Origin of the sequence: Streptomyces longisporus (assembly GCF_039532765.1) — a bacterium.
In the GTDB taxonomy this organism is placed as follows: domain Bacteria; phylum Actinomycetota; class Actinomycetes; order Streptomycetales; family Streptomycetaceae; genus Streptomyces; species Streptomyces longisporus.
In genome coordinates, this window is record NZ_BAAASG010000009.1 from 189,044 (window position 1) to 211,783 (window position 22,740).

Here is a 22,740-nt window from a genome sequence, read left to right on the forward strand (position 1 = left end):
GCAGCGGCATGGACGCTGTGCGGCTCATCGTGACGAGCAGACGTGCCCTTGCAGGGAGCGGCGACGCTCCGGAGACCATGACCGAGGTGTGGCAGGCGCAGGCCCTGGCGCAGGCGATAGGCAGCCGCCTCGCGGTCTCCGGACCACCCGAACTGCGCGGCGAGGCACTGGGGTTGACGGAGCTGGCGGGCCGGGGCTGCGGGGTCCTCGACACCCCGCACCTGGCCACCGAGGACCTGCGCGCGGCCCAGCTCACCGACCTGGGCGACGCCCGCCAGGCCCTCCTCTGCCTCGGCGGCCTCCTGGGCGAGGTGGGCATCGCCCTGGTGGGACTCGCCTGCGCCGCGGACGACGAGAGCACCTACTGGCAGTGCATGGAGGCCATCGACGCGGCGGACGAGTCCAGGGACCGGGTCCGGGAGATGCTGCGCAGACTCGCGGACCGGGAAGAGGCGTTACCCGAGCGGGAGGCCGGCTAGAGACGGGTTCTCAGCCCGCCTCGCTCTCCTCCGCGCCCCGCCCCGCGGACTGCAGATCCGCGTCCAGGGCCGACAGGTCCGCGTTCAGCGCCGCCATCAGCTCCTCCATCTGCTGCAGCAGGCCCTTCGGCCGGCCGGTGCCGCCGCCCTGCTGCGGCACGGACTCTTCGGACATGACGGCCTCCTCGGCCCCAGGCCCCGCCAGGAGGCCGATCGGGTGACATCCCGGCGACGGCCGCCGGCGCGGGTGCCGGGCGGTCCGGCTCCGCACGAGCCAACGACCACCACCGCAGCGGGTTACTCAGGTCTGCCTCGCGGTGGCCGCGCCGGTCAGAGTGGCTGGCTTGCTTCTCTGCTGGGGGTCCGGGGGTTGTCCCCCGGAAAAATGCAGAACTGGCGCGGGTGCGTACCCGCCCGCCGATGAGGGATTTTCACCCGACCGTGGACGGGAGTGCCCTCAGGGACCGGTGGGGTTGACCGCCACTGTGGAGTGCAGGATGGAGGTATGGATCTTCGCATCTTCACCGAGCCCCAGCAGGGGGCCTCCTACGACACGCTGCTCGCGGTGGCCAAGGCCACCGAGGACCTGGGTTTCGACGCCTTCTTCCGCTCGGACCACTTTCTCCGCATGGGCTCCGTGGACGGCCTGCCCGGCCCCACCGACGCCTGGATCACCCTCGCGGGACTGGCCCGCGAGACCAAGCGCATCCGCCTGGGCACCCTCATGACCGCCGGCACCTTCCGCCTGCCCGGCGTGCTCGCCATCCAGGTCGCGCAGGTCGACCAGATGTCCGGCGGGCGCGTCGAACTCGGCCTCGGCGCCGGCTGGTTCGAGGAGGAGCACAAGGCGTACGGCATCCCGTTCCCGAAGGAGAAGATCGGCCGGCTGGAGGAGCAGCTCGAGATCGTCACGGGCCTGTGGCAGACCAAAGTCGGTGACACCTTCGACTTCCACGGCAAGTACTACGACCTCACCGACTCGCCCGCGCTGCCCAAGCCCGCCCAGGACAAGATCCCGGTCCTGATCGGCGGCCACGGCGCGACCCGCACCCCGCGACTGGCCGTCCGCTACGCCGACGAGTTCAACATGCCCTTCGCCTCGATCGAGGACAGCGAGCGCCAGTTCGCCCGGGTCCGCGCCGCCGCTGAGGAGGCCGGCCGGCGACCCGAGGACCTCGTCTACTCCAACGCCCTGGTCGTCTGCGTCGGCAAGGACGACCAGGAGGTGGCCCGCCGGGCCGCCGCGATCGGCCGCGAGGTCGACGAACTGAAGGCCAACGGCCTGGCGGGCACCCCCTCCGAGGTCGTCGACAAGATCGGCCGATACGCCGAGACCGGCGCCGGCCGCTTCTACCTCCAGATCCTCGACCTGGCCGACCTGGACCACCTGGAGCTGATCTCCGCCCAGGTCCAGTCGCAGCTGTCGTAGCGACCGCCGTACAACGCTCCCCGCAGCAATAAACAAGGGCGCAGGTCGGCCGCCGTATGCGAAGGTGAGACCGTCGTCCTGCCGAGCCCCCAGGATCACCACCTGGGGGCTTTCGTGCGCACGGCGTCCCGAACCGTCCACCTGTGGAGAGTCTCCGCATGTTCCTGACCATCACCACCACCGGCACACCGGAACGCCCCGCCACCGACCTCGGCTTCCTGCTGCACAAGCACCCCGACAGGGCGCAGGCGTTCTCCACCTCCTACGGCACGGCGCACGTCCTCTACCCCGAGGCCGATGCCGAGCGCTGCACGGCGGCGCTGCTGCTGGAGGTCGACGCCGTGGCGCTGGTGCGGCGGGGGAAGGGCAAGGGACGCGGCGGTGCGCCCGACGCGGCACTCGCGCAGTACGTCAACGACCGTCCGTACGCGGCCTCTTCGCTGCTCGCGGTGGCGCTGAGCAGCGTGTTCTCCAGCGCGATCCGCGGCGTGTGCAACGCCCGCCCCGAGCGCGCCACGCAGCCGCTGCCGCTGCGCATCGAGGTGCCCGCGCTGCCGGCCCGCGGCGGACCGGAGCTGGTACGACGGCTCTTCGAGCCACTGGGCTGGACCGTCACCGTCGAACCGGTGGCGTTGGACACCGAGTTCCCCGAGTGGGGCGACTCGCGGTATGTGCGGCTCGTCCTGGAGGGCGGGGCACTCACCCTCGCCGAGGCCCTGCGCCACCTCTACGTCCTGCTCCCGGTCCTCGACGACGCCAAGCACTACTGGGTGGCCTCCGACGAGGTCGACAAGCTGCTGCGGGCCGGCGAGGGCTGGCTGCCCGGCCACCCGGAGCAGAAACTGATCACCAGCCGTTATCTCTCGCGCCGCTGGTCGCTGACGCGTGAGGCGATGGAACGCCTTGAGCTGGTGCGGCTCGCGGAGGCGGACGACAGCGAGGTCGAGGACATCGACAACGCCGTCGAGGCGGAGACCGAGACGGAGGAGAAGCCCACCCCGCTCGCCGTGCAGCGACGCGACGCGGTCATCGCCGCGCTCGGCGCGTCCGGCGCCGCCCGGGTGCTCGACCTCGGCTGCGGGCAGGGCCAGTTGGTGCAGGCGCTGCTCAAGGACCCGCGGTTCACCGAGATCGTCGGCGTCGACGTGTCGATGCGCGCGCTGACCATCGCCTCCCGGCGGCTGAAGCTGGACCGCATGGGGGAGCGGCAGGCCGCGCGGGTCAAGCTCTTCCAGGGCTCGCTGGCGTACACGGACAAGCGGCTCAAGGGGTACGACGCCGCCGTGCTCAGCGAGGTCATCGAGCACCTCGACCTGCCGCGGCTGCCCGCCCTGGAGTACGCGGTGTTCGGCTCGGCCCGCCCGAGGACCGTCCTGGTGACGACCCCCAACGTCGAGTACAACGTCCGCTGGGAGTCCCTCCCGGCCGGCCATGTCCGGCACGGCGACCACCGCTTCGAGTGGACCCGCGAGGAGTTCCGCACCTGGGCGCACACGGTGGCCGAACGGCACGGGTACGGCGTGGAGTTCGTGCCCGTCGGACCCGACGACCCCGAGGTCGGACCGCCGACCCAGATGGCCGTGTTCCAGATCAAGACCGAGAAGACCGAGAAGGAGGCGAAGGCGGCATGACCGAGACAGCGGAGAACGCATCTGAGAAGAAGGGACGGGTCCTCCCCGTCACCGACCTCTCCCTCGTCGTCCTCGTCGGCGCCTCCGGCTCCGGCAAGTCCACCTTCGCCCGCCGGCACTTCAAGCCGACCGAGGTGATCTCCTCCGACTTCTGCCGCGGCCTGGTCTCCGACGACGAGAACGACCAGAGCGCGACCAGGGACGCCTTCGACGTCCTGCACTACATCGCGGGCAAGCGCCTGGCGGCCGGCCGCCGCACCGTCGTCGACGCGACCAGCGTGCAGCAGGACGCCCGCCGTCAGCTGATCGACCTGGCCAAGCAGTACGACGTGCTGCCCATCGCCATCGTGCTGGACGTACCGGAGGAGGTGTGCGCCGAGCGCAACGCGGCCCGCACCGACCGGTCCGACATGCCGCGCCGGGTCATCCAGCGCCACATCCGCGAACTGCGCCGGTCCATACGGCACTTGGAGCGCGAGGGCTTCCGCAAGGTGCACGTCCTGCGCGGGGTGGAGGACGTCGAGAACGCCACCGTCGTCACCGAGAAGCGCTTCAACGACCTCACCCACCTCACCGGCCCCTTCGACATCATCGGCGACATCCACGGCTGCTCCTCCGAACTGGAGTCGCTGCTCGGAAAGCTGGGCTACGTCGACGGTGTCCACGCCGAGGGCCGTACGGCCGTCTTCGTCGGCGACCTCGTGGACCGCGGCCCGGACAGCCCGGGCGTACTGCGCCGCGTGATGTCGATGGTCGAGTCCGGCAACGCGCTGTGCGTACCCGGCAACCACGAGAACAAGTACGGCCGCCATCTCAAGGGCCGCAAGGTCCAGCACACCCACGGCCTCGCCGAGACCATCGAGCAGATGGAGGGTGAGAGCGACGAGTTCCGTGCCCGGGTACGGGAGTTCATCGACGGGCTGGTCAGCCACTACGTCCTCGACGGCGGCCGGCTGGTGGTCTGCCACGCCGGTCTGCCCGAGAAGTACCACGGCCGCACCTCCGGCCGGGTCCGCTCGCACGCGCTGTACGGCGACACCACCGGCGAGACCGACGAGTTCGGGCTGCCCGTGCGCTACCCCTGGGCGGAGGACTACCGGGGCCGGGCGGCGGTCGTCTACGGCCACACACCCGTGCCGGAGGCCAGTTGGCTCAACAACACCATCTGCCTGGACACCGGTGCCGTCTTCGGCGGCAAGCTCACCGCGCTGCGCTGGCCGGAGCGTGAGCTGGTCGACGTACCGGCCGAGCGGGTCTGGTACGAGCCGACGAGGCCGCTGCTGACCGAGGCACCCGGCGGGCACGACGGCCGGCCGCTGGACCTGAACGACGTGCACGGCCGCCGGGTCGTGGAGACCCGGCACTCGGGCCGGGTGTCCGTCCGCGAGGAGAACGCGGCCGCGGCCCTGGAGGTCATGAGCCGCTTCGCGATCGACCCGCGTCTGCTGCCGTACCTGCCGCCCACCATGGCGCCCACGGCGACCAGCCACGTCGACGGCTACCTGGAGCACCCGGTGGAAGCCTTCGCCCAGTACGCCGCCGACGGGGTGGCGCGGGTCGTGTGCGAGGAGAAGCACATGGGCTCGCGCGCGGTGGCCCTGGTGTGCCGGGACGCGGAGGCGGCCGGGAGGCGGTTCGGGGTCGACGGTCCGACCGGTGCGTTGTACACCCGTACCGGACGGCCGTTCTTCGACGACGAGTCGGTGACGGAGGAGATCCTCCAACGCGTGCGCACGGCGGTTGACGCCGCCGGTCTCTGGGACGAACTCGCCACTGACTGGCTCCTGCTGGACGCCGAGCTGATGCCGTGGTCGCTGAAGGCCGCCGGGCTGCTGCGGTCCCAGTACGCGGCCGTCGGCGCCGCGTCCGGGGCGGTGTTCCCCGGTGCGCTCGCCGCGCTGGAGGGTGCCGCGTCCCGGGGCGTCGAGGTGAGCGACCTGCTGGCGCGCCAGCGGGAACGGGCCTCGAACGCGGCCGCGTTCACGCAGGCGTACCGCCGCTACTGCTGGCCGACCGAGGGCCTGGACGGTGTACGACTCGCGCCCTTCCAGGTCCTGGCCGTCCAGGGCCGCAGCCTCGCCGGACTGCCGCACGACGAGCAGCTCGCCCTGCTCGACCGTCTTGTCGAGCACGACGGCAGCGGTCTGCTGCAGACCACCCGACGGCTCTACGTCGACACCGGCGACCCGGAGTCGGTGCAGGCCGGCGTCGACTGGTGGCTGGAGATGACCGGTCGCGGCGGCGAGGGCATGGTCGTCAAGCCGCTGGGCGCGCTGGTGAGGAGCGAGGCGGGGCGGCTCGTGCAGCCCGGCATCAAGTGCCGGGGCCGCGAGTACCTGCGGATCATCTACGGTCCGGAGTACACGCGCCCCGACAACCTCGTCCGGCTGCGCAGCCGCTTCCTGAACCACAAGCGGTCGCTGGCGATCCGCGAGTACGCCCTGGGCCTGGAGGCCCTGGACCGGCTGGCGGAGGGCGAGCCGCTGTGGCGGGTGCACGAGGCCGTGTTCGGGGTGCTGGCGCTGGAGTCGGAGCCGGTGGACCCTCGGCTTTGAGCCAATCGTGAGCCGTGTTCGCACAAGCGCCATGGAAGGCTTGTGTCACGCGCGCAGCCCCGCCTAACTTGAACAACCTTACGCATCAGGGGAGTTCGCGGAGGGCGGGGCAGGCGTGGAGATCAAGAAGGTGGTGGTCCGGGAGGAAGAGAAGACCAACCGGCAGCCCCGCATCGTGGAGAAACGGCCCACGCCCTGACCGGTCGGCGGGGCGGCACGGGCATCACGCTCGTGACGATGCCCTGGCATCCGATCGATCTGCCCTCGCTGCAGCTGGGCCTGTTGCACGCCCTGGTCTCGCGCATCCGCCCCCAGGACGAGGTGCGGGAGTTCCACGGCTCCCTGCGCTGGGCGGAGTTCCTGCTGGAACGCTCCGGCGGACGGCTGCGACCCGGCGACTACGTACGGGTCGGCAGCGACTCGATCTTCCACGGCCTGGGTGACTGGGTCTTCTCCGGAGCCCTCTACGACGACCCCGACTGGGGCACCGCGCGACTGCGCGACTACGCCGTCCGGCACGGGATCGACGTGGACACGGCATGCGAAATGCGCGCGCACGCGGCCGAGTTCATCACCGTGTGCGCGGACGAGGTACTCGCCGACGAGCCGGATGTCGTCGGATTCACCAGCACGTTCATGCAGAACGTGTCCTCCCTGGCGCTCGCCCGCGAACTCAAGCTCCGTCGCCCGCAGGTGACGATCGTCTTCGGTGGCAGCAACTGCGACGGCCCCATGGGGCACGCCCTGCACCGCAACCACCGCTTCGTCGACCATGTGGTGCGCGGCGAGGGCGAGTACGCCTTCCCCGCGCTCCTGCGCCACCTCGACGACGGCACACCTCCCGGGGACGTGCCGGGCCTGTGCTGGTGGGAGGGCCAGGTCTCACGCGCCAACCCCGAGTCGCGGCGCACGGTGGCGCCCGCCGACATCCCCTCGCCCGACTACGACGACTGGCAGTCGGCGCTGGAGACCTCCCCGGTCGCCGAGTACGTGCACCCCAAGCTGGTCGTGGAGGGTGCGCGTGGCTGCTGGTGGGGCGAGAAGCACCACTGCACCTTCTGCGGACTCAACGGCTCGGCCATGGCCTTCCGTGCCAAGCCCGGCGAGCGCCTCTGGTCCGAGGTCGACCGCCTGGTGCGCCGGCACCGCATCCTCGACGTGGTGACCGTCGACAACATCCTCGACATGGCGTACTTCAAGGACTTCCTGCCACGGGCCGCCGCCAGCGGGTGGGACTTACGCATGCACTACGAGGTCAAGTCCAACCTCACCCCCGACCAGCTCGCCCTCCTCGCCGACTCGGGCACCGTGCACATCCAGCCCGGCATCGAGAGCCTCGGCAGCCGTGTCCTCGACCTCATGGACAAGGGCGTCACCGCAGCCCGCAACGTCCGCACCCTCCGCGAGTGCGAGAACCACGCGCTGACCTGCTCCTGGAACCTGCTCTACGGCTTCCCGGGCGAGACCGCCGACGACTACACCGCCGTCATCGACCAACTCCCCGCACTCGTCCACCTCCAGCCCCCGAGCGGCGCCCACCGCATCCAGCTCGAACGGTTCAGCCCCCACTTCAACGACCCCGCCCTCGGCTTCGGCGAGCGGCGCCCGGCCGAGATGTACCGGCACGTCTACGACCTGCCCGAGGACGAACTCACCGATCTCGTCTATCTGTTCGATACGGAAGACGCAGGCATCAAGGGAGAGGTGGAGGCCCGCCTGAAGCAGGGCGTCGAGCGCTGGCTCACCGTCCACCCGGGGTCACGGCTGACGTTCGCCGAGGACGGGGGGACCCTGCTGGTGCACGACCGGCGGGCGGGCTGGCCGCGGCGCACGCACCGGTTCACCGGCTGGCAGGCGGCCGCCCTGCGCCGGCTGGAGGACGGGCGGACCGTCCCGGCGCTGCACCGTCTGCTGCTGGAGGACGGCCACCGCCTCACGGCCGAGGATCTGGACGAGTGGCTCCAACGCGCCCTGCACCTCGGCCTGTTGTTCCGCGACGGGCGGACATACGTCTCTCTGCCGACCTGGGGCGTTCCGGTGCGCCTGGACGAGCCGGGGTATGCCGGCGAGATGCTCCACCATCGGCGCGGCCCCGATTTCGTCATCGTCATGGACCGGAGGGACAAGGGGGTGTCGGTCCGCTACACGCTCGACGACCCCGACCTCCTCGCCACCTTCGACGTCCTTCAGGAGGCCACGCCGCTGGCCGGGTTGGGCGACAGACAGCTGGAAGCGGCGAAGCTGCTGGCGGACGAGGGACTGGCCCTGGTCGCGGAGGGCCGGGCGGTCGCCCTGCCACCCCGTCTCCGGCGCTGGCCCGTGCCCTGCACCGGGATCTGAGGGTGACCGCCCCGCCTGCTCTGCGCGGGACAGACCGCGGGCTCCGTCGGCCGCGGGGCACTGGCGGTGGCGCTGGGCAACGTACCGGTACTGGTGGCGACAGCAACGATCACACTGGCCTCCGGTACGACACTGTGGGCGCGATGCCTCCGCTACCCGACCAGGCGCAGTGATGTCCCCGCCATGCCCACCCGTACCGACTGCCCCCATGTCAGCTGCAGTGCGTCCTGCTCCATCCCGTCCCCGAAGGCGATCAGTCGTTCGGACTCGACGGTGAGGGTGAGACGGGCCGACGCGGCGAGTTCGCCCGCCACCAGTGAGGTCCCCGTGGCCGGTGACGGCCACGCCTCCCGTACGAACCACAGCAGCCGGTCGTCGGTCGGGCGCGGCAGCGACAGGGCGGCGCCCCGCTCCTGCCACACCGAGCGGATCCAGCCCGTCGCACCGGTCCCCGTCCCCACCAGCACCCCGGACGAAGCCTGGGCCTCGACGACACCCCCGTCGCCCTCGAGGCCCAGGCGGTACCTGGCCGTCTGATGTCCGGCGGCGCCCAGATAGATCTCGTTGAGCGCGACGATCCGCTGGGTGTCGTCGGCGACCGCCTCGACCATGGTGAGTTCGTCCACGGCGCTGGTGCGGACCGCCGGGAGCAGCGCCGCCGCGTCCGCGGGGCGGTGCCGTACCAGGACGCCCAAGTTGCGCCCCGGGTCCGTGTCGATGCCCACCACCGGCTGCCCGGCGAGGTACTTGGCGACGTTCGCCACCAGCCCGTCCTGCCCGACGACCACCACCACGTCCTCCGGTGCGAACAGGAAACGGTCCAGGTCGCCCCGCTCCACCTGTGTCTGACGCCAGGTCAGCGGAATCGCGGCGGTCACCTCGGCGAGCGCACGCCGGGTGCGGCGGTGCCGCTCGGCCACCTCCGCGATGTCCCGGCCCCGGGAGGAGAGGAAGAAGGCGGCCTGCCCGTGCGTACCGTGGTGGGCCACCAACTCCTCGTACTCCGTGGTCCGATGGACGAGCACGACACGTGGCGCGAGGCTCACGCGACGCACTCCCCGCAGAGGACGGGCCGGGTCCCCGCCACCCCGGCGGCGGACGCCGGCTGCCCGGCGCCCGGATCCGCGCCGCGCACGGGCCCGACGGGCGCTGCCGCTGGCTCGGCGGCGGGCGATGGCTGCATCGCTTTTGGACCGGTGTCGCGGACCGGCAGGGTCGCTGTCGGCGCGGTGGCGGATGGTGGCTGCCCGGTATTCGGGTCCGCGTCGCGGGCTGGCCCGGGCGCTGCCGCTGGCTCGGGGGCGGGCGGTGGCTGCATCGCTTTTGGACCGGTGTCGCGGACCGGCAGGGTCGCTGTCGGCGCGGTGGCGGATGGTGGCTGCCCGGTATTCGGGTCCGCGTCGCGGGCTGGCCCGACGGGCGTTCCCGCTGGCTCGGCGGCGGGCGATGGCTGCATCGCTTTTGGACCGGCGTCGCGGACGGGCCGGGGCAGGGTCGCTGTCGGCGCGGTGGCGGATGGTGGCCCGGCGGCGGACGGTGGCTGCCCCGCGCTAGGGTCCGTGCCGCGGAAGCCCGTCCGGTCGGCCGAGGACAGGCCGGTCACCCTCACTGCCGGGAATCCGGCCCGTCCGGCTCCCGTCTTCACGTCCGCTCCCCGTTGCCGAGCCGGGCGAGCAGCCCTGTCAGTACGTCCGGCGAGATGGTCACGCTGTCGATGTTCGGCAGGTTCTCCGCCAGCCGGGTCGCGGCGAGGGCGTGCAGGGTCGCGACGTCCACCTCGCCATGCACCCGCAGCCAGGCCGCCTGCGCCTGAGCCCGCGCCTCCCCGATCTCGCGCGCGCCTTCGGCCTCGGCACGGGCGAGCCGGACCGAACGAGCCGCCTCGGCATCGGCCATCCGCACTGTCCGCGCCGCCTCCGCCTCCGCCAGCCGCTCGGTACGCCGCGCCTCGGCGTCCGCGAGCTGCACGGACCGCGTGGCCTCCGCGTCGGTCAGCCGAAGCGAGCGGTCCGCCTCCGCCTGAGCCAGCTTCACCGTCCGCGCCGCCTCCGCCTCCGCCCGTACCGCGTCCGCCGCCGCGTGCTCCTCGGCCTCCCGGCGGGCGTTCGTGCCGCGCTGCTCGACCAACTGCTCCTCGCGGCGGGCGAGCTCGATCTGGCTGGCCAGTTCGTTCTCGGCGATCGCACGCTCCCGCTCGACGGCCACCGCCCGCCGCTCGTACGTCGCCCGGTCGGCCTCCTGCTGGATCTGCTCGCGGGCGGGTGTGCGCAGGGCCCGCTCCACCTCCGGCTCCGGACGCAGCGCCACCACACGGACGGCGACCACCTCGATGCCGGTCGCCGGCAGCCGCGGCTCGGCGCCCAGCCCCGCCGCGACCCGCTCCCGTACCGCCGCCACCCCGTCCACCAGCGTCGACGACAGTGACGTACGAGCGAGGACGTCCAGCGCATGCTGCTGCGCCGTCTCCGTCAGCAGCGTCCCCAGTTGCTCCAGCGGCGCACCCCGCCACACCCCCGTGTCCGGGTCGACGGAGAAGTCAAGACGGGCGGCGGCGAGCGCCGGGTCGCTGATCCGGTACGTCACCGTCGCCTGCACCGCCACGTCCTGGAAGTCGGACGTACGGGCATGGAAGGTCATCGCCAACTCACGGTCGTCCACCGGGACTTCGGAGAGCGCCGCGGTCAGTGCACGGAACCAGAAGCTGAGCCCCGCGCCGTCGTGCAGCAGCTTCCCCGCGCGCTGGTGCCGGATGTGAGCCGTCGGCGCCCCGCGCAGATGGCGCCAGCCCAGACGCCGTGTGATGTCGGCCATCGAACCCCCTCGGTTCTCGTCCGTTCGACGATAATCGCCACAAGCGCTTATCGTCAAGAGGACGAGAACAAGAAGGCGAAGAAACCGTCCATCAGCGGGTCAACATGGCCCGCGGTGGTCAGGATGGAGGCATGGGAATGCATGTCGACTCCGAGGCCGGGCGGCTGCGCCGCGTCATACTCCACCGGCCGGATCTCGAGCTCAAAAGGCTCACCCCCAGCAACAAGGACGCCCTCCTCTTCGACGACGTGCTCTGGGTGCGCCGGGCACGCGCCGAGCACGACGGCTTCGCCGACGTCCTGCGCGACCGCGGGGTCGCCGTCCACCTCTTCGGTGACCTGCTCACCGAGGCCCTGGAGCTCCCGGCGGCCAGAAAGCTCGTCCTGGACCGGGTCTTCGACGAGAAGGAGTACGGCGTCCTCGCCACCGACCACCTCAGAGCCGCCTTCGAGACCCTCCCTGCGCAGGAGCTGGCCGAGGCCCTGGTCGGCGGCATGACCAAGCGCGAGTTCCTGGGTGCCCACGCGGAGCCCACCTCCGTCCGCTTCCACGTCATGGACCTCGACGACTTCCTCCTCGCGCCGCTCCCCAACCACCTCTTCACCCGCGACACCTCCGCCTGGATCTACGACGGCGTCTGTGTCAACGCCATGCGCTGGCCGGCCCGCCAGCGCGAGACGGTCCACTTCGAGGCGATCTACCGCCACCACCCCCTCTTCCGTGACGAGGACTTCCGCGTCTGGTCCGAGGGGCAGGCCGACTACCCGTCCACCATCGAGGGCGGGGACGTCCTCGTCATCGGCAACGGCGCCGTCCTGATCGGCATGAGCGAGCGCACCACCCCGCAGGCGGTGGAGATGCTGGCGCACAAGCTGTTCGAGGCCGGCTCCGCGCAGACGATCGTGGCCCTCGACATGCCGAAGCGGCGCGCCTTCATGCACCTGGACACCGTGATGACGATGGTCGACGGCGACACCTTCACCCAGTACGCGGGCCTCGGCATGCTCCGCTCCTACACCATCGAGCCGGGCGCCGGCGACAAGGAGCTCAAGGTCACCGACCACCCGCCGGAGCACATGCACCGCGCGATCGCCGCCGCCCTCGGGCTGAGCGAGATCCGCGTCCTGACCGCCACCCAGGACGTGCACGCCGCCGAGCGCGAGCAGTGGGACGACGGCTGCAACGTCCTCGCCGTCGAGCCGGGCGTCGTCGTCGCCTACGAACGCAACTCCACCACCAACACCCATCTGCGCAAGCAGGGCATCGAGGTCATCGAGATCCCCGGCAGCGAACTGGGCCGGGGCAGGGGCGGCCCGCGCTGTATGAGCTGTCCCGTCGAACGCGCTGCCGTATAGAAATGCGATTCATCGTATAGACTTCCAGCGGTACATGTCCCCGCATTCCTGGAGCGCCCCCATGGCGACAGTCCCGACCGCCCTCGCCGGCCGCCACTTCCTCAAGGAGCTCGACTTCTCCCAGCAGGAGTTCCTCGGCCTGATCGAGCTGGCCGCCGAGCTGAAGGCCGCCAAGAAGGCCGGGACCGAGACGCAGTACCTGCGGGGCCGGAACATCGCGCTGATCTTCGAGAAGACCTCGACACGTACGCGCTGTGCGTTCGAGGTCGCCGCCGCCGACCAGGGCGCCTCGACGACCTACCTCGACCCCTCGGGCTCGCAGATCGGGCACAAGGAGTCCGTGAAGGACACCGCGCGCGTGCTGGGGCGGATGTACGACGCGATCGAGTACCGCGGGCACGGACAGGGCGTCGTCGAGGAACTGGCCGCCTACGCCGGGGTCCCCGTCTACAACGGCCTCACCGACGAGTGGCACCCCACCCAGATGCTCGCCGACGTACTCACCATGACCGAGCACAGCGACAAGCCGCTCGACGAGACGGTCTTCGCCTATCTCGGCGACTCCCGCTACAACATGGGCAACTCCTACCTGGTCACCGGCGCCCTGCTCGGCATGGACGTCCGGATCGTCGCGCCCCGGGTGCTGTGGCCCGACGAGACGATCGTCGAGGTGGCCCAGCGACTGGCCGCCACCTCCGGCGGCCAGGTCACCCTCACCGAGGACGTGAAGGAGGGCGTGCGCCACGCCGACTTCGTCGCCACCGACGTCTGGGTGTCGATGGGGGAGCCCAAGGAGGTCTGGGACGAGCGCATTGCGCTGCTCGGCCCCTATGCCGTGACCATGGACGTGCTGCGCGCCACCGGCAATCCCGACGTGAAGTTCATGCACTGTCTGCCGGCCTTCCACGACCTCGGCACACGCGTCGGCCGCGAGGTCCACGAGCGGCACGGCCTCACGGAGCTGGAGGTCACCGACGAGGTGTTCGAGTCGGAGCACTCCGTGGTCTTCGACGAGGCCGAGAACCGTATGCACACCATCAAGGCGGTCCTGGTCGCGACCCTGGCGTGACGCCCGGCCCCGTGCTCAGGCGGGACGCCGCTGCCGAGGCACCACCGGCAGACGGAACCACACGGCCTTGCCGGACGTCGTCGGCCGGTGACCGCAGGACGAACTGAGCGCGCGGATCAGCAGCAGCCCGCGCCCGTGCTCCTGCCAGGGGTCGGGCGGCTGAGCGCCCGGCCAGGTGAGATCGAACGGCGGTACCGGGTCGGGGTCGTGCACCTCGATCCGGCAGCCGCTCGGCAGCAGCTCCACCACGAGCTCTATCGGCGAGTCGCCGACGACGGTGTGCTCCACGGCGTTCGCGACCAGCTCCGCCGTGAGCAGTTCCGCGGTGTCGCAGTCGGCCCCGTGCTCCAGCTCGGCCAGCGCCGTGCGCACGAGTGCACGGGCCACGGGCACGGCCGCGGCGGAGTGCGGCAGTGCGATGCGCCAGGAGGCGCCGGACGCGGAGGGGCGGTCGTACAAGGCGGGTCCGTTCATGAGCAGGCTGTCCTGCTTTCAACTTTTACGAATGGTACGGCGCCGCCCGACGTGAGGCCCGGCGGGCACCGTGCGGGACCTGCGGCCCCGCTGACGGGCGGCTTACCCGTAGCAACGGCTTGCCTCGCGGTGCCGCTCCCGTCGTAGCCGCTCTGTCGACGAGCCGTGACGGATGTGACCGGGCCGGGTCACATCCGGCCAGCTCTATCGCGCCCTCGTGACGACAGTCACGGATGAGTGATAGCTTCGAAGGGTAGAGCTCAGTGAGGCAGTGCCCGCCCCCCGAGGAGGCCGCACGTCATGAGTCCCTTCACCGGCTCCGCCGCCCGCACCTCAGACTGGCGGCATCTGCGCGTGGAGCACGCCGACGGGGTCGCCACGGTCACCCTCGCCCGCCCCGAAAAGCTCAACGCGCTCACCTTCGGCGCCTACGCCGACCTGCGCGACCTGCTCGCCGAACTCTCCCGTGAGCGGTCCGTACGGGCGCTGGTCCTGGCCGGCGAGGGCCGCGGCTTCTGCTCGGGCGGCGACGTCGACGAGATCATCGGCGCGACCCTGTCCATGGACACCGCCCAGCTCCTCGACTTCAACCGGATGACCGGCCAGACCGTGCGGGCGATACGGGAGTGCCCGTTCCCGGTGATCGCGGCGGTGCACGGGGTGGCGGCGGGCGCCGGGGCGGTCCTCGCCCTGGCGGCGGACTTCCGCGTCGCGGACCCGTCCGCCCGGTTCGCGTTCCTGTTCACCAGGGTGGGCCTCTCCGGCGGCGACATGGGCGCGGCATACCTCCTGCCGAGGGTCGTGGGCCTGGGCCACGCCACCCGCCTGCTGATGCTGGGCGAACCGGTCCGCGCCCCCGAGGCGGAACGCATCGGCCTCATCAGCGAACTGACCGACGAGGGCCACGCGGACGAGGCGGCACGGGAGCTGGCCCGCCGCCTGGCCGACGGCCCTGCCCTGGCGTACGCCCAGACGAAGGCACTCCTCACGGCCGAGCTGGACATGCCACTCGCAGCATCGGTCGAACTGGACGCCTCAACCCAGGCGCTGCTGATGAACGGCGAGGACTACGCGGAGTTCCACGCGGCGTTCACAGAAAAACGCCCTCCCAAGTGGAGGGGACGGTGACCATGGCTCCCTCAGGGGCGCGGGAAAATGTTGAATTTGCGGCTACCGCCGCGTGGGCGCGACCAGCCACACGCGACCTGCAGCCGCCCGACGTGACTGGCCACCCCCAACGCATCGCGATCATCGGCGGCGGCCCCGGGGGCCTGTACGCCGCCGCCCTCCTCAAACGGCTGAACCCGGGACGGCAAGTCACCGTGTGGGAACGCAACGCCCCCGACGACACCTTCGGCTTCGGCGTCGTCCTCTCCGACGAAACCCTGGGCGGCATCGAACACGCCGACCCCGTCGTCTACGAAGCGCTGCAAAAACACTTCACCCGCTGGGACGACATCGACATCGTCCACCGAAACAACCGCCAAACCTCCAGCGGCCACGGTTTCGCCGCACTCGGCAGAAAACGCCTCCTGGAAATCCTCCACGACCGCTGCCGAGACCTGGGCGTCGACCTGCGCTTCCGCTCGGAAGCCCCCTACCCCGACTGGCTGGCACAGTCGTACGACCTGGTCATCGCCGCCGACGGAGTCAACAGCACCACCCGCGAGGCCTACGCCGATGTGTTCCGCCCCCGGGTGGCCACCCACCGCTGCCGCTACATCTGGCTCGCCGCCGACTTCGCCTTCGACGCCTTCCGCTTCGAGATCGCCGAGACCGAACACGGCGTGATGCAGCTGCACGGCTACCCCTACGCCCCCGACGCGTCGACGGTGATCGTCGAGATGCACGAGGACGTCTGGCGGGCCGCCGGTTTCGAGGACCTCGACGAGGCGGAGTCCGTGGAACGCTGCGCCAAGATCTTCGGGGAAGCGCTCGGCGGCCGCCCGCTCCGCTCCAACAAGTCGGCGTGGACCACCTTCCGTACGGTCGTCAACGAGCGCTGGTCCCACGGCAACGTGGTGCTGCTCGGCGACGCCGCCCACACCGCCCACTTCTCCATCGGCTCCGGCACCAAGCTCGCCGTGGAGGACGCCCTCGCCCTCGCCGCCTGCCTGGAGGAACAGCCGACACTGGCCGAGGCGCTCGCCGCCTACGAGGAGGAGCGCAAACCCGTCGTCGCCTCCACCCAGCGCGCGGCCCGCGCCAGCCTGGAGTGGTTCGAGAACCTGGGGCTCTACCTCGACCAGCCGCCCCGCCAGTTCGCCTTCAACCTGCTCACCCGCAGCCGCCGCGTCACCCACGACAATCTCCGGCTGCGCGACGCCCGCTTCACCGAAGCCGTGGAGCGCGAGTTCGGCTGCCCGCCCGGTACGCCCCCCATGTTCACCCCGTTCCGGCTGCGCGGTCTGACCCTGCGCAACCGGGTCGTCGTCTCGCCCATGGACATGTACTCGGCGGTCGACGGCGTCCCGGGCGACTTCCACCTCGTCCATCTGGGCGCACGGGCGCTCGGCGGCGCCGGCCTGGTGATGACCGAGATGGTGTGCGTCAGCGCGGAGGGCCGGATCACCCCCGGCTGTACCGGCCTCTACACCGGACGGCAGGCCGAGTCCTGGAAACGGATCACCGATTTCGTGCACGCCCAGTCGCCCGGCACCGCGATCGGCGTGCAGCTCGGCCACTCCGGCCGCAAGGGCTCGACCAGGCTGATGTGGGAGGGCATGGACGAACCGCTGCCCGAGGGCAACTGGCCCCTGGTGGCCGCCTCCCCGCTGCCGTACAAGCCGGGCAGCCAGACCCCGCGTGAGCTGACCCGCGCCCAACTCACGGATATCCGCGAGCAGTTCACGGCCGCCGCCTGGCGGGCCGCCCGCGCGGGCTTCGACCTCCTCGAACTCCACTGCGCCCACGGCTATCTGCTCTCCGGCTTCCTCTCCCCGCTCACCAACCGCCGCACCGACGCCTACGGCGGCTCGCTGGAGAAACGACTCCGCTTCCCGCTGGAGGTCTTCGACGCGGTACGCGGCGTGTGGCCCGAGGAGAAGCCCATGACCGTCCGCATCTCCGCCACCGACTGGGCAGAAGGCGGTACGACGGCCGAGGACGCCGTCGAGATCGCCCGCGCCTTCGCCGCGCACGGCGTCGACGCCATCGACGTGTCCACCGGGCAGGTCGTGTCCGAGGACCGCCCGGAGTTCGGTCGCTCGTACCAGACGCCGTACGCAGACCGCATCCGCCACACCACCGGACTCCCCGTGATCGCGGTCGGCGCGATCTCCTCCTGGGACGACGTCAACTCCCTGATCCTGGCCGGGCGTACGGACCTGTGCGCGCTCGCCCGCCCCCACCTCTACGACCCCCATTGGACCCTGCACGCGGCAGCCGAGCAGGGTTACGACGGCCCCGGCGTCGTCTGGCCGGCCCCCTACCGCGCGGGCAGCCGCCGCCCCCAGACCGGCCGCACGGACGCCCCCAAACCCCGCCTGACCCTGGAGACCTGACAGAGCACGCCGTCGCGTGTGAGGACCGCGGGGGTCATACGCCGGCGAACTCGGCCCCCGCGTCCCTGAGCCGCGCGTGCAGCTCCCGGAAGACGGCCGCCGAACGGACGCCGGGCCAGTCCTCGGGGAGGAGGCGGGCGGGCAGGCCGGGGTCGGTGTAGGGCAGGTGGCGCCAGGAGTCGAGGGCGAGGAGGTAGTCGCGGTAGGCCTCCTCGGGCGGGGTGTCCGGCCGGTGCTCCCACCCGTGCAGCACGGGTGCGTGCCGGTCGAGGAAGGCCTCGTGCTCCTTGGCGATCGCGGCCAGGTCCCACCAGCGGGCGACCGCCTCCGCGGTCGCGGCGAACCCGAGGTGCTCGCCGCGGAACAGGTCGACGTAAGGGTCGAGGTGCAGCCGCTGGAGGGTGTGCCGGGTCTCCTCGTACAGCCGGCCTGGAGCGATCCACACTCCGGGTGCCGCCGTGCCGAACCCCAGCCCGGCCAGCCGGGAGCGCAGCACGTGCCGCTTCTGCCGCTCCGACTCCGGTACGGAGAACACGGCGAGCACCCAGCCCTCGTCCTCGGGCGGGGCGGTGGAGTAGATGCGCCGGTCGCCGTCGTCGAGCAACTGGCGGGCGTCCGGCGACAGTTCGTACCCGGCCGCACCCTGCGCCGTACGGGCCGGCAGCAGCAGTCCGCGGCGTTTGAGGCGGGAGACCGACGAGCGCACCGAGGGTGCGTCCACGCCGACCGCGGCCAGCAGCCGGATCAGCTCGGCGACGGGCACGGGGCCCGGCGCGAAGCGGCCGTACGCGCCGTAGAGCGTGACGATGAGAGACCGTGGTGCATGCTGGTCGGACACGTTGATCATCTTAGGTCTTCGGCATCAGTGCTGGTCACCTTCGGTGCGCAGTCTGAAGCGCTGCAGCTTGCCGGTCGGCGTGCGGGGCAGGGCGTCCAGGAAGACGATCTCGCGGGGGCACTTGTACGGCGCGAGCTCGGACTTGACGAAGCCGCGCACGGCCTCGGCGTCCCGCTCGGCGCCCTCCCTGAGGACGACATACGCCACGACGACCTGTCCGCGCGCCTCGTCGGGCCGTCCCACGACGGCCGCCTCCACCACGTCTGGGTGGCGCAGCAGGGCGTCCTCGACCTCCGGTCCCGCGATGTTGTACCCGGCCGAGATGATCATGTCGTCGGCGCGGGCGACATACCGGAAGTAGCCGTCGCTCTCGCGGACGTATGTGTCACCGGTGACATTCCAGCCGTCGCGCACATAGACGCGCTGACGCGGGTCGGTGAGGTAACGGCAGCCGACGGGCCCGCGCACGGCGAGCAGCCCCGGCTGTCCGTCGGGCAGGGGCCGGCCGTTCTCGTCCTGCACGCGCGCGTGCCAGCCGGGGACGGGCACGCCCGTCGTGCCGGGCCTGATGTGCTCGTCGGCCGCGGAGATGAAGATGTGCAGCAGCTCGGTGGCGCCGATGCCGTTGATGATGCGCAGCCCGGTCCGCTCGTACCAGGCCTGCCAGGTGGCGGCGGGCAGGTTCTCGCCGGCCGAGACGCAGCGGCGCAGGGAGGAGGTGTCGTGGGCGTCGAGCTCGTCGAGCATCGCGCGGTAGGCCGTCGGGGCGGTGAACAGCACGGAGACCCGGTGCTCGGCGACCGCCGCCAACAGCTGCTGGGGATGGGCCTGTTCGAGCAGGAGCGCGCTCGCGCCGACGCGCATCGGGAAGACGACAAGACCGCCGAGCCCGAAGGTGAAGCCGAGCGGGGGGCTGCCCGCGAAGACGTCGTCCTCATGTGGTTGCAGCACATGCTTGGCGAAGGTGTCGGCTATGGCGAGCACATCCCGGTGGAAGTGCATGCACCCCTTGGGGCGGCCGGTCGTGCCCGAGGTGAACGCGATCAGCGCGACGTCGTCGGCCGCGGTCGCGACGGTCGGGTACGGGGTGTCGGGTGCCAGGCGGTGCAGGAGGTCGTCGGGAGCGTCGCCGCCGTACGTCGTGATCTGCAGGCCCGGTATCTCGGCCTTGGCGAGGTCGTCGACGGCACGTATGTCGCACAGGGCGTGCCGGATCAGTGCCATGTCGCAGATGACCTCCAGCTCGTGCGGCCGCTGCTGGGCCAGCACGGTGACCGCGACCCCGCCCGCCTTCAGCACCGCCAGCCAGCAGGCCGCGAGCCAGGGCGTGGTCGGGCCGCGCAGCAGGACGCGGTTGCCGGGGACGACGCCGAGGTCCCCCGTCAGGACATGCGCGATCCGGTCGACGCGGGCCCGCAGATCGCCGTACGTCCACGAAGGCCCGGCAGGGGCGTGGAACACCGGGCGGCCGGGGTCGGCGTGGTCCAGCAGCTCGGCGGCGCAGTTCAGCCGATCGGGGTAACGCAGCTCCGGCAGGTCGAACCGGAGTTCCGGCCACTCCTCGGGCGGCGGCAGGTGGTCGCGCGCGAAGGTGTCGACGTGGGCCGAGACATGCATGGCGGTGCGCCCCCTTGCCGTTGTGGGCGTCCTGGTGGGCTCGTTCGAGCGTATCGTGTTGGTGACGACAGTCAACGGTGCGCGATATCGTCGAGGGGTCATGTCGAGAGAGGGGACCGCCAATGCCCGTATTCTCGCTCGATCCGGTACAAACCGCCTGGTGTGCCGAGCTGCGCTCCCTCGCCGCCGACCGGCTGCGCCCGCTCGTGGAGAAGGCGGAGAAGAGCGAGCCGGGGCACGTCAACCGCCCGCTGGTCGCCGAACTCGGCCGACTCGGGCTCCTGGAGCGGCTGTTCACCTCGGGGGCCCTCGACCTCTGTCTGATGCGGGAGTCGCTCGCCTACGCCTGCACGGAGGCGGAGACGGCCCTTGCGCTGCAGGGGCTGGGCGCTCATCCGGTCCATGCGTACGGCACGCCCGCCCAACGGGAGCGCTGGCTGCCCCGGGTGAGCGAGGGGAGCGCCGTGGCCGCGTTCGCGCTCAGCGAGCCGGGCGCGGGATCGGATGCGGCGGCGCTGTCGTTGACCGCCCGTCCCGACGGCCCCGGCCGCTGGCGGCTCACCGGCGAGAAGTGCTGGATCTCCAACGCCCCCGAGGCCGACTTCTACACCGTCTTCGCGCGCACCACACCCGGCGCCGGCGCCCGCGGGGTGACCGCCTTCCTGGTGCCCGCCGACCGTCCCGGTCTGACCGGCAGGGCCCTCGACCTGCTCTCGCCGCACCCCATCGGCGCCCTCGACTTCGACACCGTGCCCGTCACGGCGGACGATGTGCTCGGTGAGGCCGACCGCGGGTTCCGCGTCGCCATGGGAACCCTCAACCTCTTCCGCCCGAGCGTCGGCGCGTTCGCGGTCGGCATGGCGCAGGCGGCGCTGGACGCGACCCTCGCGCACACGGCAGGGCGGGACGCGTTCGGCGGCAGGCTGAAGGACCTGCAGGCCGTCGCCCACCAGGTCGCCGAGATGGCGCTGCGCACCGAAGCGGCCCGCCTCATGGTGTACGCGGCGGCGACGGCGTACGACGAGAACGCCCCTGATGTCCCGAAGCGTGCGGCGATGGCGAAGCTGCTCGCCACCGAGACCGCGCAGTACGTCGTCGACCAGGCCGTCCAGCTGCACGGCGCCCGCGCCCTGCGCCGCGGCCACCTCCTCGAACACCTCTACCGCGAGGTGCGCGCCCCTCGCATCTACGAGGGCGCGAGCGAGGTCCAACGCGGCATCATCGCGAAGGAGTTGTACAAGCAAGTGGACAGCGAGCCGGCTGCCGACGTGGAGGCACCCCAGTGAGCACCGAGCGCGTCAACCCGCCCGACCTCTCCCCGCCCGCCGGCTTCTCCCACGCCGTCGTCGCCACCGGCACCCGTGTCGTCTTCCTGGCCGGTCAGACCGCGCTCGACACCGACGGCAAGGTCACCGGCGACACCCTCCCCGCCCAGTTCGAGCGGGCCCTCACCAACCTCCTCACCGCCCTGCGCGCGGCGGGCGGCACCCCCGCGGACCTCGCTCGCGTCACGGTCTACGCCACCGATGTCACCGCGTACCGCGCCCACGCCCCCGAACTGGGGCGCCTGTGGCGGGAGTTGGCGGGACGCGACTACCCGGCGATGGCGGTCGTGGAGGTCGTACGCCTGTGGGACGAGGAGGCGATGGTGGAACTGGACGGGTTCGCCGTCCTGCCCTAGGCGTGCTGCTCAGGCGGCGACGGCGAGCCGTTCCGCCGGTGCCCGGTGCGGTGCGACGGCCCTGCCGTCGGGGGTCAGTTCGCCGCTGTCGTCGAACACGATTGCGCCGTCGCACAGGAGGCTCCAGCCCTGTTCGGGGTGGGCGGCGACGACGTGCACGGCGAGCTCGTCGAAGGAAGGGCACGAAGTCTGGTGGGAACACATGGCGCACCTCCACGTCGGTCGGGACCGTCCGCCGGTCCCCATGGGTAGACCATGCTCCCGTCTCGAACGCATCGGAACGTCCCGGCGTGAAGCGTGACAACACGCGGACAACACCAGGACGGTTCCACGACCGTCGGGGCGGACTCGCCACCGAGTGGGTGACGGTCACGGCCGGGGGCGTGTCCGCCGGGTACCAGTGGAAGCCCCACCTACAGGAGGTTTCCGATGTCCAAGCGACCCGCCCTGGCTCTCGCCGCCGGTGCCGCCCTGCTCCTGCTCGCCGCTCCCGCCGTGACCGCGGCCCCGTACAGGGCCGCGGAGCTGGAGGAGACGGTGACCGTCGACCCGACGGGCCACATCTCCGCGGACGGCACCGTCACCCTCTCCGGCACCTACCGCTGCACGGACAGCACGGGCGCGGCGTTCGTCAGCTCCTCCGTGAGCACCACGAAGGCCTCCGCGACCCACGGCACCTCGACCCTGATCCAGGGCATCGGCGGCACGGTCGCCGTGTGCGACGGGGTGACACACCGCTGGGAGAACACGAGCAGACCGTCCCCGGCCATCGGCCCGGGCAAGGTCGGCGTCGAGGCCACGGTCGCGGAACTCCGCTTCGAGGGGATCCTGCCGCTGCCCCGCATCCACGCCGACGAGCGGCACGAGGTCACCCTGACCAAGGAGGGCTGACCACCGCCCGTGCGCGCCGCCGGACCGGCCCGGCGGCGCGCACGCGCTCGACACTCCACCAATGAGT

General features: G+C 71.6%; 19 protein-coding genes. 12 read left to right on the forward strand and 7 right to left on the reverse strand.

Translation table 11 applies throughout. The features are described 5' to 3' along the window. The first annotated feature begins 8 nt into the window (after nucleotides 1-8). Nucleotides 9-479: a DUF6099 family protein gene (locus ABD355_RS19845; RefSeq protein WP_344401806.1), complete on the forward strand. Its 471-nt coding sequence runs from the start codon at nucleotides 9-11 to the stop codon at nucleotides 477-479. A 10-nt stretch (nucleotides 480-489) separates the two neighbouring features. Here the strand turns inward: ABD355_RS19845 and ABD355_RS19850 are convergent, their stop codons facing one another. Continuing rightward, on the reverse strand, nucleotides 490-654 hold the full coding sequence (locus tag ABD355_RS19850) for a hypothetical protein (protein ID WP_181922541.1): 165 nt from the start codon (nucleotides 652-654) through the stop codon (nucleotides 490-492). A gap of 330 nt (nucleotides 655-984) precedes the next feature. Between ABD355_RS19850 and ABD355_RS19855 the strand changes: the two genes are divergently transcribed. From ABD355_RS19855 to ABD355_RS19870, 4 genes are all read left to right on the forward strand, one after another. Beyond that, nucleotides 985-1,908, forward strand: coding sequence for an LLM class F420-dependent oxidoreductase (locus tag ABD355_RS19855; protein WP_344401807.1), 924 nt, complete (start codon nucleotides 985-987; stop codon nucleotides 1,906-1,908). Nucleotides 1,909-2,066: 158 nt separating this feature from the next. Beyond that, complete coding sequence (locus ABD355_RS19860; RefSeq protein WP_344401808.1) at nucleotides 2,067-3,539, forward strand: 3' terminal RNA ribose 2'-O-methyltransferase Hen1; 1,473 nt, start codon at nucleotides 2,067-2,069, stop codon at nucleotides 3,537-3,539. After that, on the forward strand, nucleotides 3,536-6,094 hold the full coding sequence (locus ABD355_RS19865; protein ID WP_344401809.1) for a polynucleotide kinase-phosphatase: 2,559 nt from the start codon (nucleotides 3,536-3,538) through the stop codon (nucleotides 6,092-6,094). Before ABD355_RS19860 ends, ABD355_RS19865 begins: the two co-directional genes overlap by 4 nt. A gap of 231 nt (nucleotides 6,095-6,325) precedes the next feature. Continuing rightward, entirely contained in the window at nucleotides 6,326-8,434 is a 2,109-nt protein-coding gene (locus ABD355_RS19870) for a RiPP maturation radical SAM C-methyltransferase (protein ID WP_344401810.1), read from the forward strand. A gap of 152 nt (nucleotides 8,435-8,586) precedes the next feature. Here ABD355_RS19870 and ABD355_RS19875 read toward each other — a convergent pair whose 3' ends face one another. Together ABD355_RS19875 and ABD355_RS19880 are read right to left on the reverse strand one after the other, a co-directional pair. Continuing rightward, the gene (locus ABD355_RS19875; protein ID WP_344401811.1) at nucleotides 8,587-9,480 is read right to left on the reverse strand and encodes a hypothetical protein; all 894 of its coding nucleotides are present in this window, start codon (nucleotides 9,478-9,480) and stop codon (nucleotides 8,587-8,589) included. A 595-nt stretch (nucleotides 9,481-10,075) separates the two neighbouring features. Continuing rightward, on the reverse strand, nucleotides 10,076-11,245 hold the full coding sequence (locus ABD355_RS19880; RefSeq protein WP_344401812.1) for an SPFH domain-containing protein: 1,170 nt from the start codon (nucleotides 11,243-11,245) through the stop codon (nucleotides 10,076-10,078). Nucleotides 11,246-11,376: 131 nt separating this feature from the next. On the opposite strand from ABD355_RS19880, the gene ABD355_RS19885 reads away from it, so the two are divergent. Together ABD355_RS19885 and argF are read left to right on the forward strand one after the other, a co-directional pair. Further along, complete coding sequence (locus tag ABD355_RS19885; protein WP_344401813.1) at nucleotides 11,377-12,600, forward strand: arginine deiminase; 1,224 nt, start codon at nucleotides 11,377-11,379, stop codon at nucleotides 12,598-12,600. A gap of 61 nt (nucleotides 12,601-12,661) precedes the next feature. Beyond that, on the forward strand, nucleotides 12,662-13,669 hold the full coding sequence (gene argF / locus ABD355_RS19890; RefSeq protein ID WP_344401815.1) for an ornithine carbamoyltransferase: 1,008 nt from the start codon (nucleotides 12,662-12,664) through the stop codon (nucleotides 13,667-13,669). 15 nt (nucleotides 13,670-13,684) lie between these two features. Here argF and ABD355_RS19895 read toward each other — a convergent pair whose 3' ends face one another. Next, nucleotides 13,685-14,143 carry an ATP-binding protein gene (locus ABD355_RS19895; RefSeq protein ID WP_344401816.1) on the reverse strand — a complete coding sequence of 153 codons (459 nt, stop codon included), beginning with the start codon at nucleotides 14,141-14,143 and terminating at the stop codon, nucleotides 13,685-13,687. Between the two features lie 300 nt (nucleotides 14,144-14,443). Here ABD355_RS19895 and ABD355_RS19900 point away from each other — a divergent pair, with 300 nt between their 5' ends. Both ABD355_RS19900 and ABD355_RS19905 read left to right on the forward strand, forming a co-directional pair. Continuing rightward, nucleotides 14,444-15,271, forward strand: a complete 828-nt coding sequence (locus ABD355_RS19900; protein ID WP_344401817.1) for an enoyl-CoA hydratase family protein — start codon at nucleotides 14,444-14,446, stop codon at nucleotides 15,269-15,271. 2 nt (nucleotides 15,272-15,273) lie between these two features. Then, complete coding sequence (locus ABD355_RS19905; protein ID WP_344401818.1) at nucleotides 15,274-17,646, forward strand: bifunctional salicylyl-CoA 5-hydroxylase/oxidoreductase; 2,373 nt, start codon at nucleotides 15,274-15,276, stop codon at nucleotides 17,644-17,646. 34 nt (nucleotides 17,647-17,680) lie between these two features. Here the strand turns inward: ABD355_RS19905 and ABD355_RS19910 are convergent, their stop codons facing one another. Together ABD355_RS19910 and ABD355_RS19915 are read right to left on the reverse strand one after the other, a co-directional pair. After that, a complete protein-coding gene (locus ABD355_RS19910) occupies nucleotides 17,681-18,493 on the reverse strand; it encodes a PaaX family transcriptional regulator (RefSeq protein ID WP_344401819.1) in 813 nt (270 codons plus the stop codon). 15 nt (nucleotides 18,494-18,508) lie between these two features. Further along, entirely contained in the window at nucleotides 18,509-20,101 is a 1,593-nt protein-coding gene (locus ABD355_RS19915; protein ID WP_344401820.1) for an AMP-binding protein, read from the reverse strand. Nucleotides 20,102-20,223: 122 nt separating this feature from the next. Here ABD355_RS19915 and ABD355_RS19920 point away from each other — a divergent pair, with 122 nt between their 5' ends. Next, nucleotides 20,224-21,387, forward strand: coding sequence for an acyl-CoA dehydrogenase family protein (locus ABD355_RS19920; protein ID WP_344401821.1), 1,164 nt, complete (start codon nucleotides 20,224-20,226; stop codon nucleotides 21,385-21,387). Then, nucleotides 21,384-21,782 (forward strand): RidA family protein, encoded by a 399-nt coding sequence (locus ABD355_RS19925; RefSeq protein ID WP_344401822.1) that lies wholly within the window; start codon nucleotides 21,384-21,386, stop codon nucleotides 21,780-21,782. The genes ABD355_RS19920 and ABD355_RS19925 overlap by 4 nt, the downstream gene beginning before the upstream one ends. A 9-nt stretch (nucleotides 21,783-21,791) precedes the next feature. Here the strand turns inward: ABD355_RS19925 and ABD355_RS19930 are convergent, their stop codons facing one another. Further along, nucleotides 21,792-21,986 carry a DUF5999 family protein gene (locus ABD355_RS19930; protein ID WP_344401823.1) on the reverse strand — a complete coding sequence of 65 codons (195 nt, stop codon included), beginning with the start codon at nucleotides 21,984-21,986 and terminating at the stop codon, nucleotides 21,792-21,794. 225 nt (nucleotides 21,987-22,211) lie between these two features. Here ABD355_RS19930 and ABD355_RS19935 point away from each other — a divergent pair, with 225 nt between their 5' ends. Next, complete coding sequence (locus tag ABD355_RS19935) at nucleotides 22,212-22,673, forward strand: DUF6299 family protein (protein ID WP_344401824.1); 462 nt, start codon at nucleotides 22,212-22,214, stop codon at nucleotides 22,671-22,673. Nucleotides 22,674-22,740 lie beyond the last annotated feature (67 nt).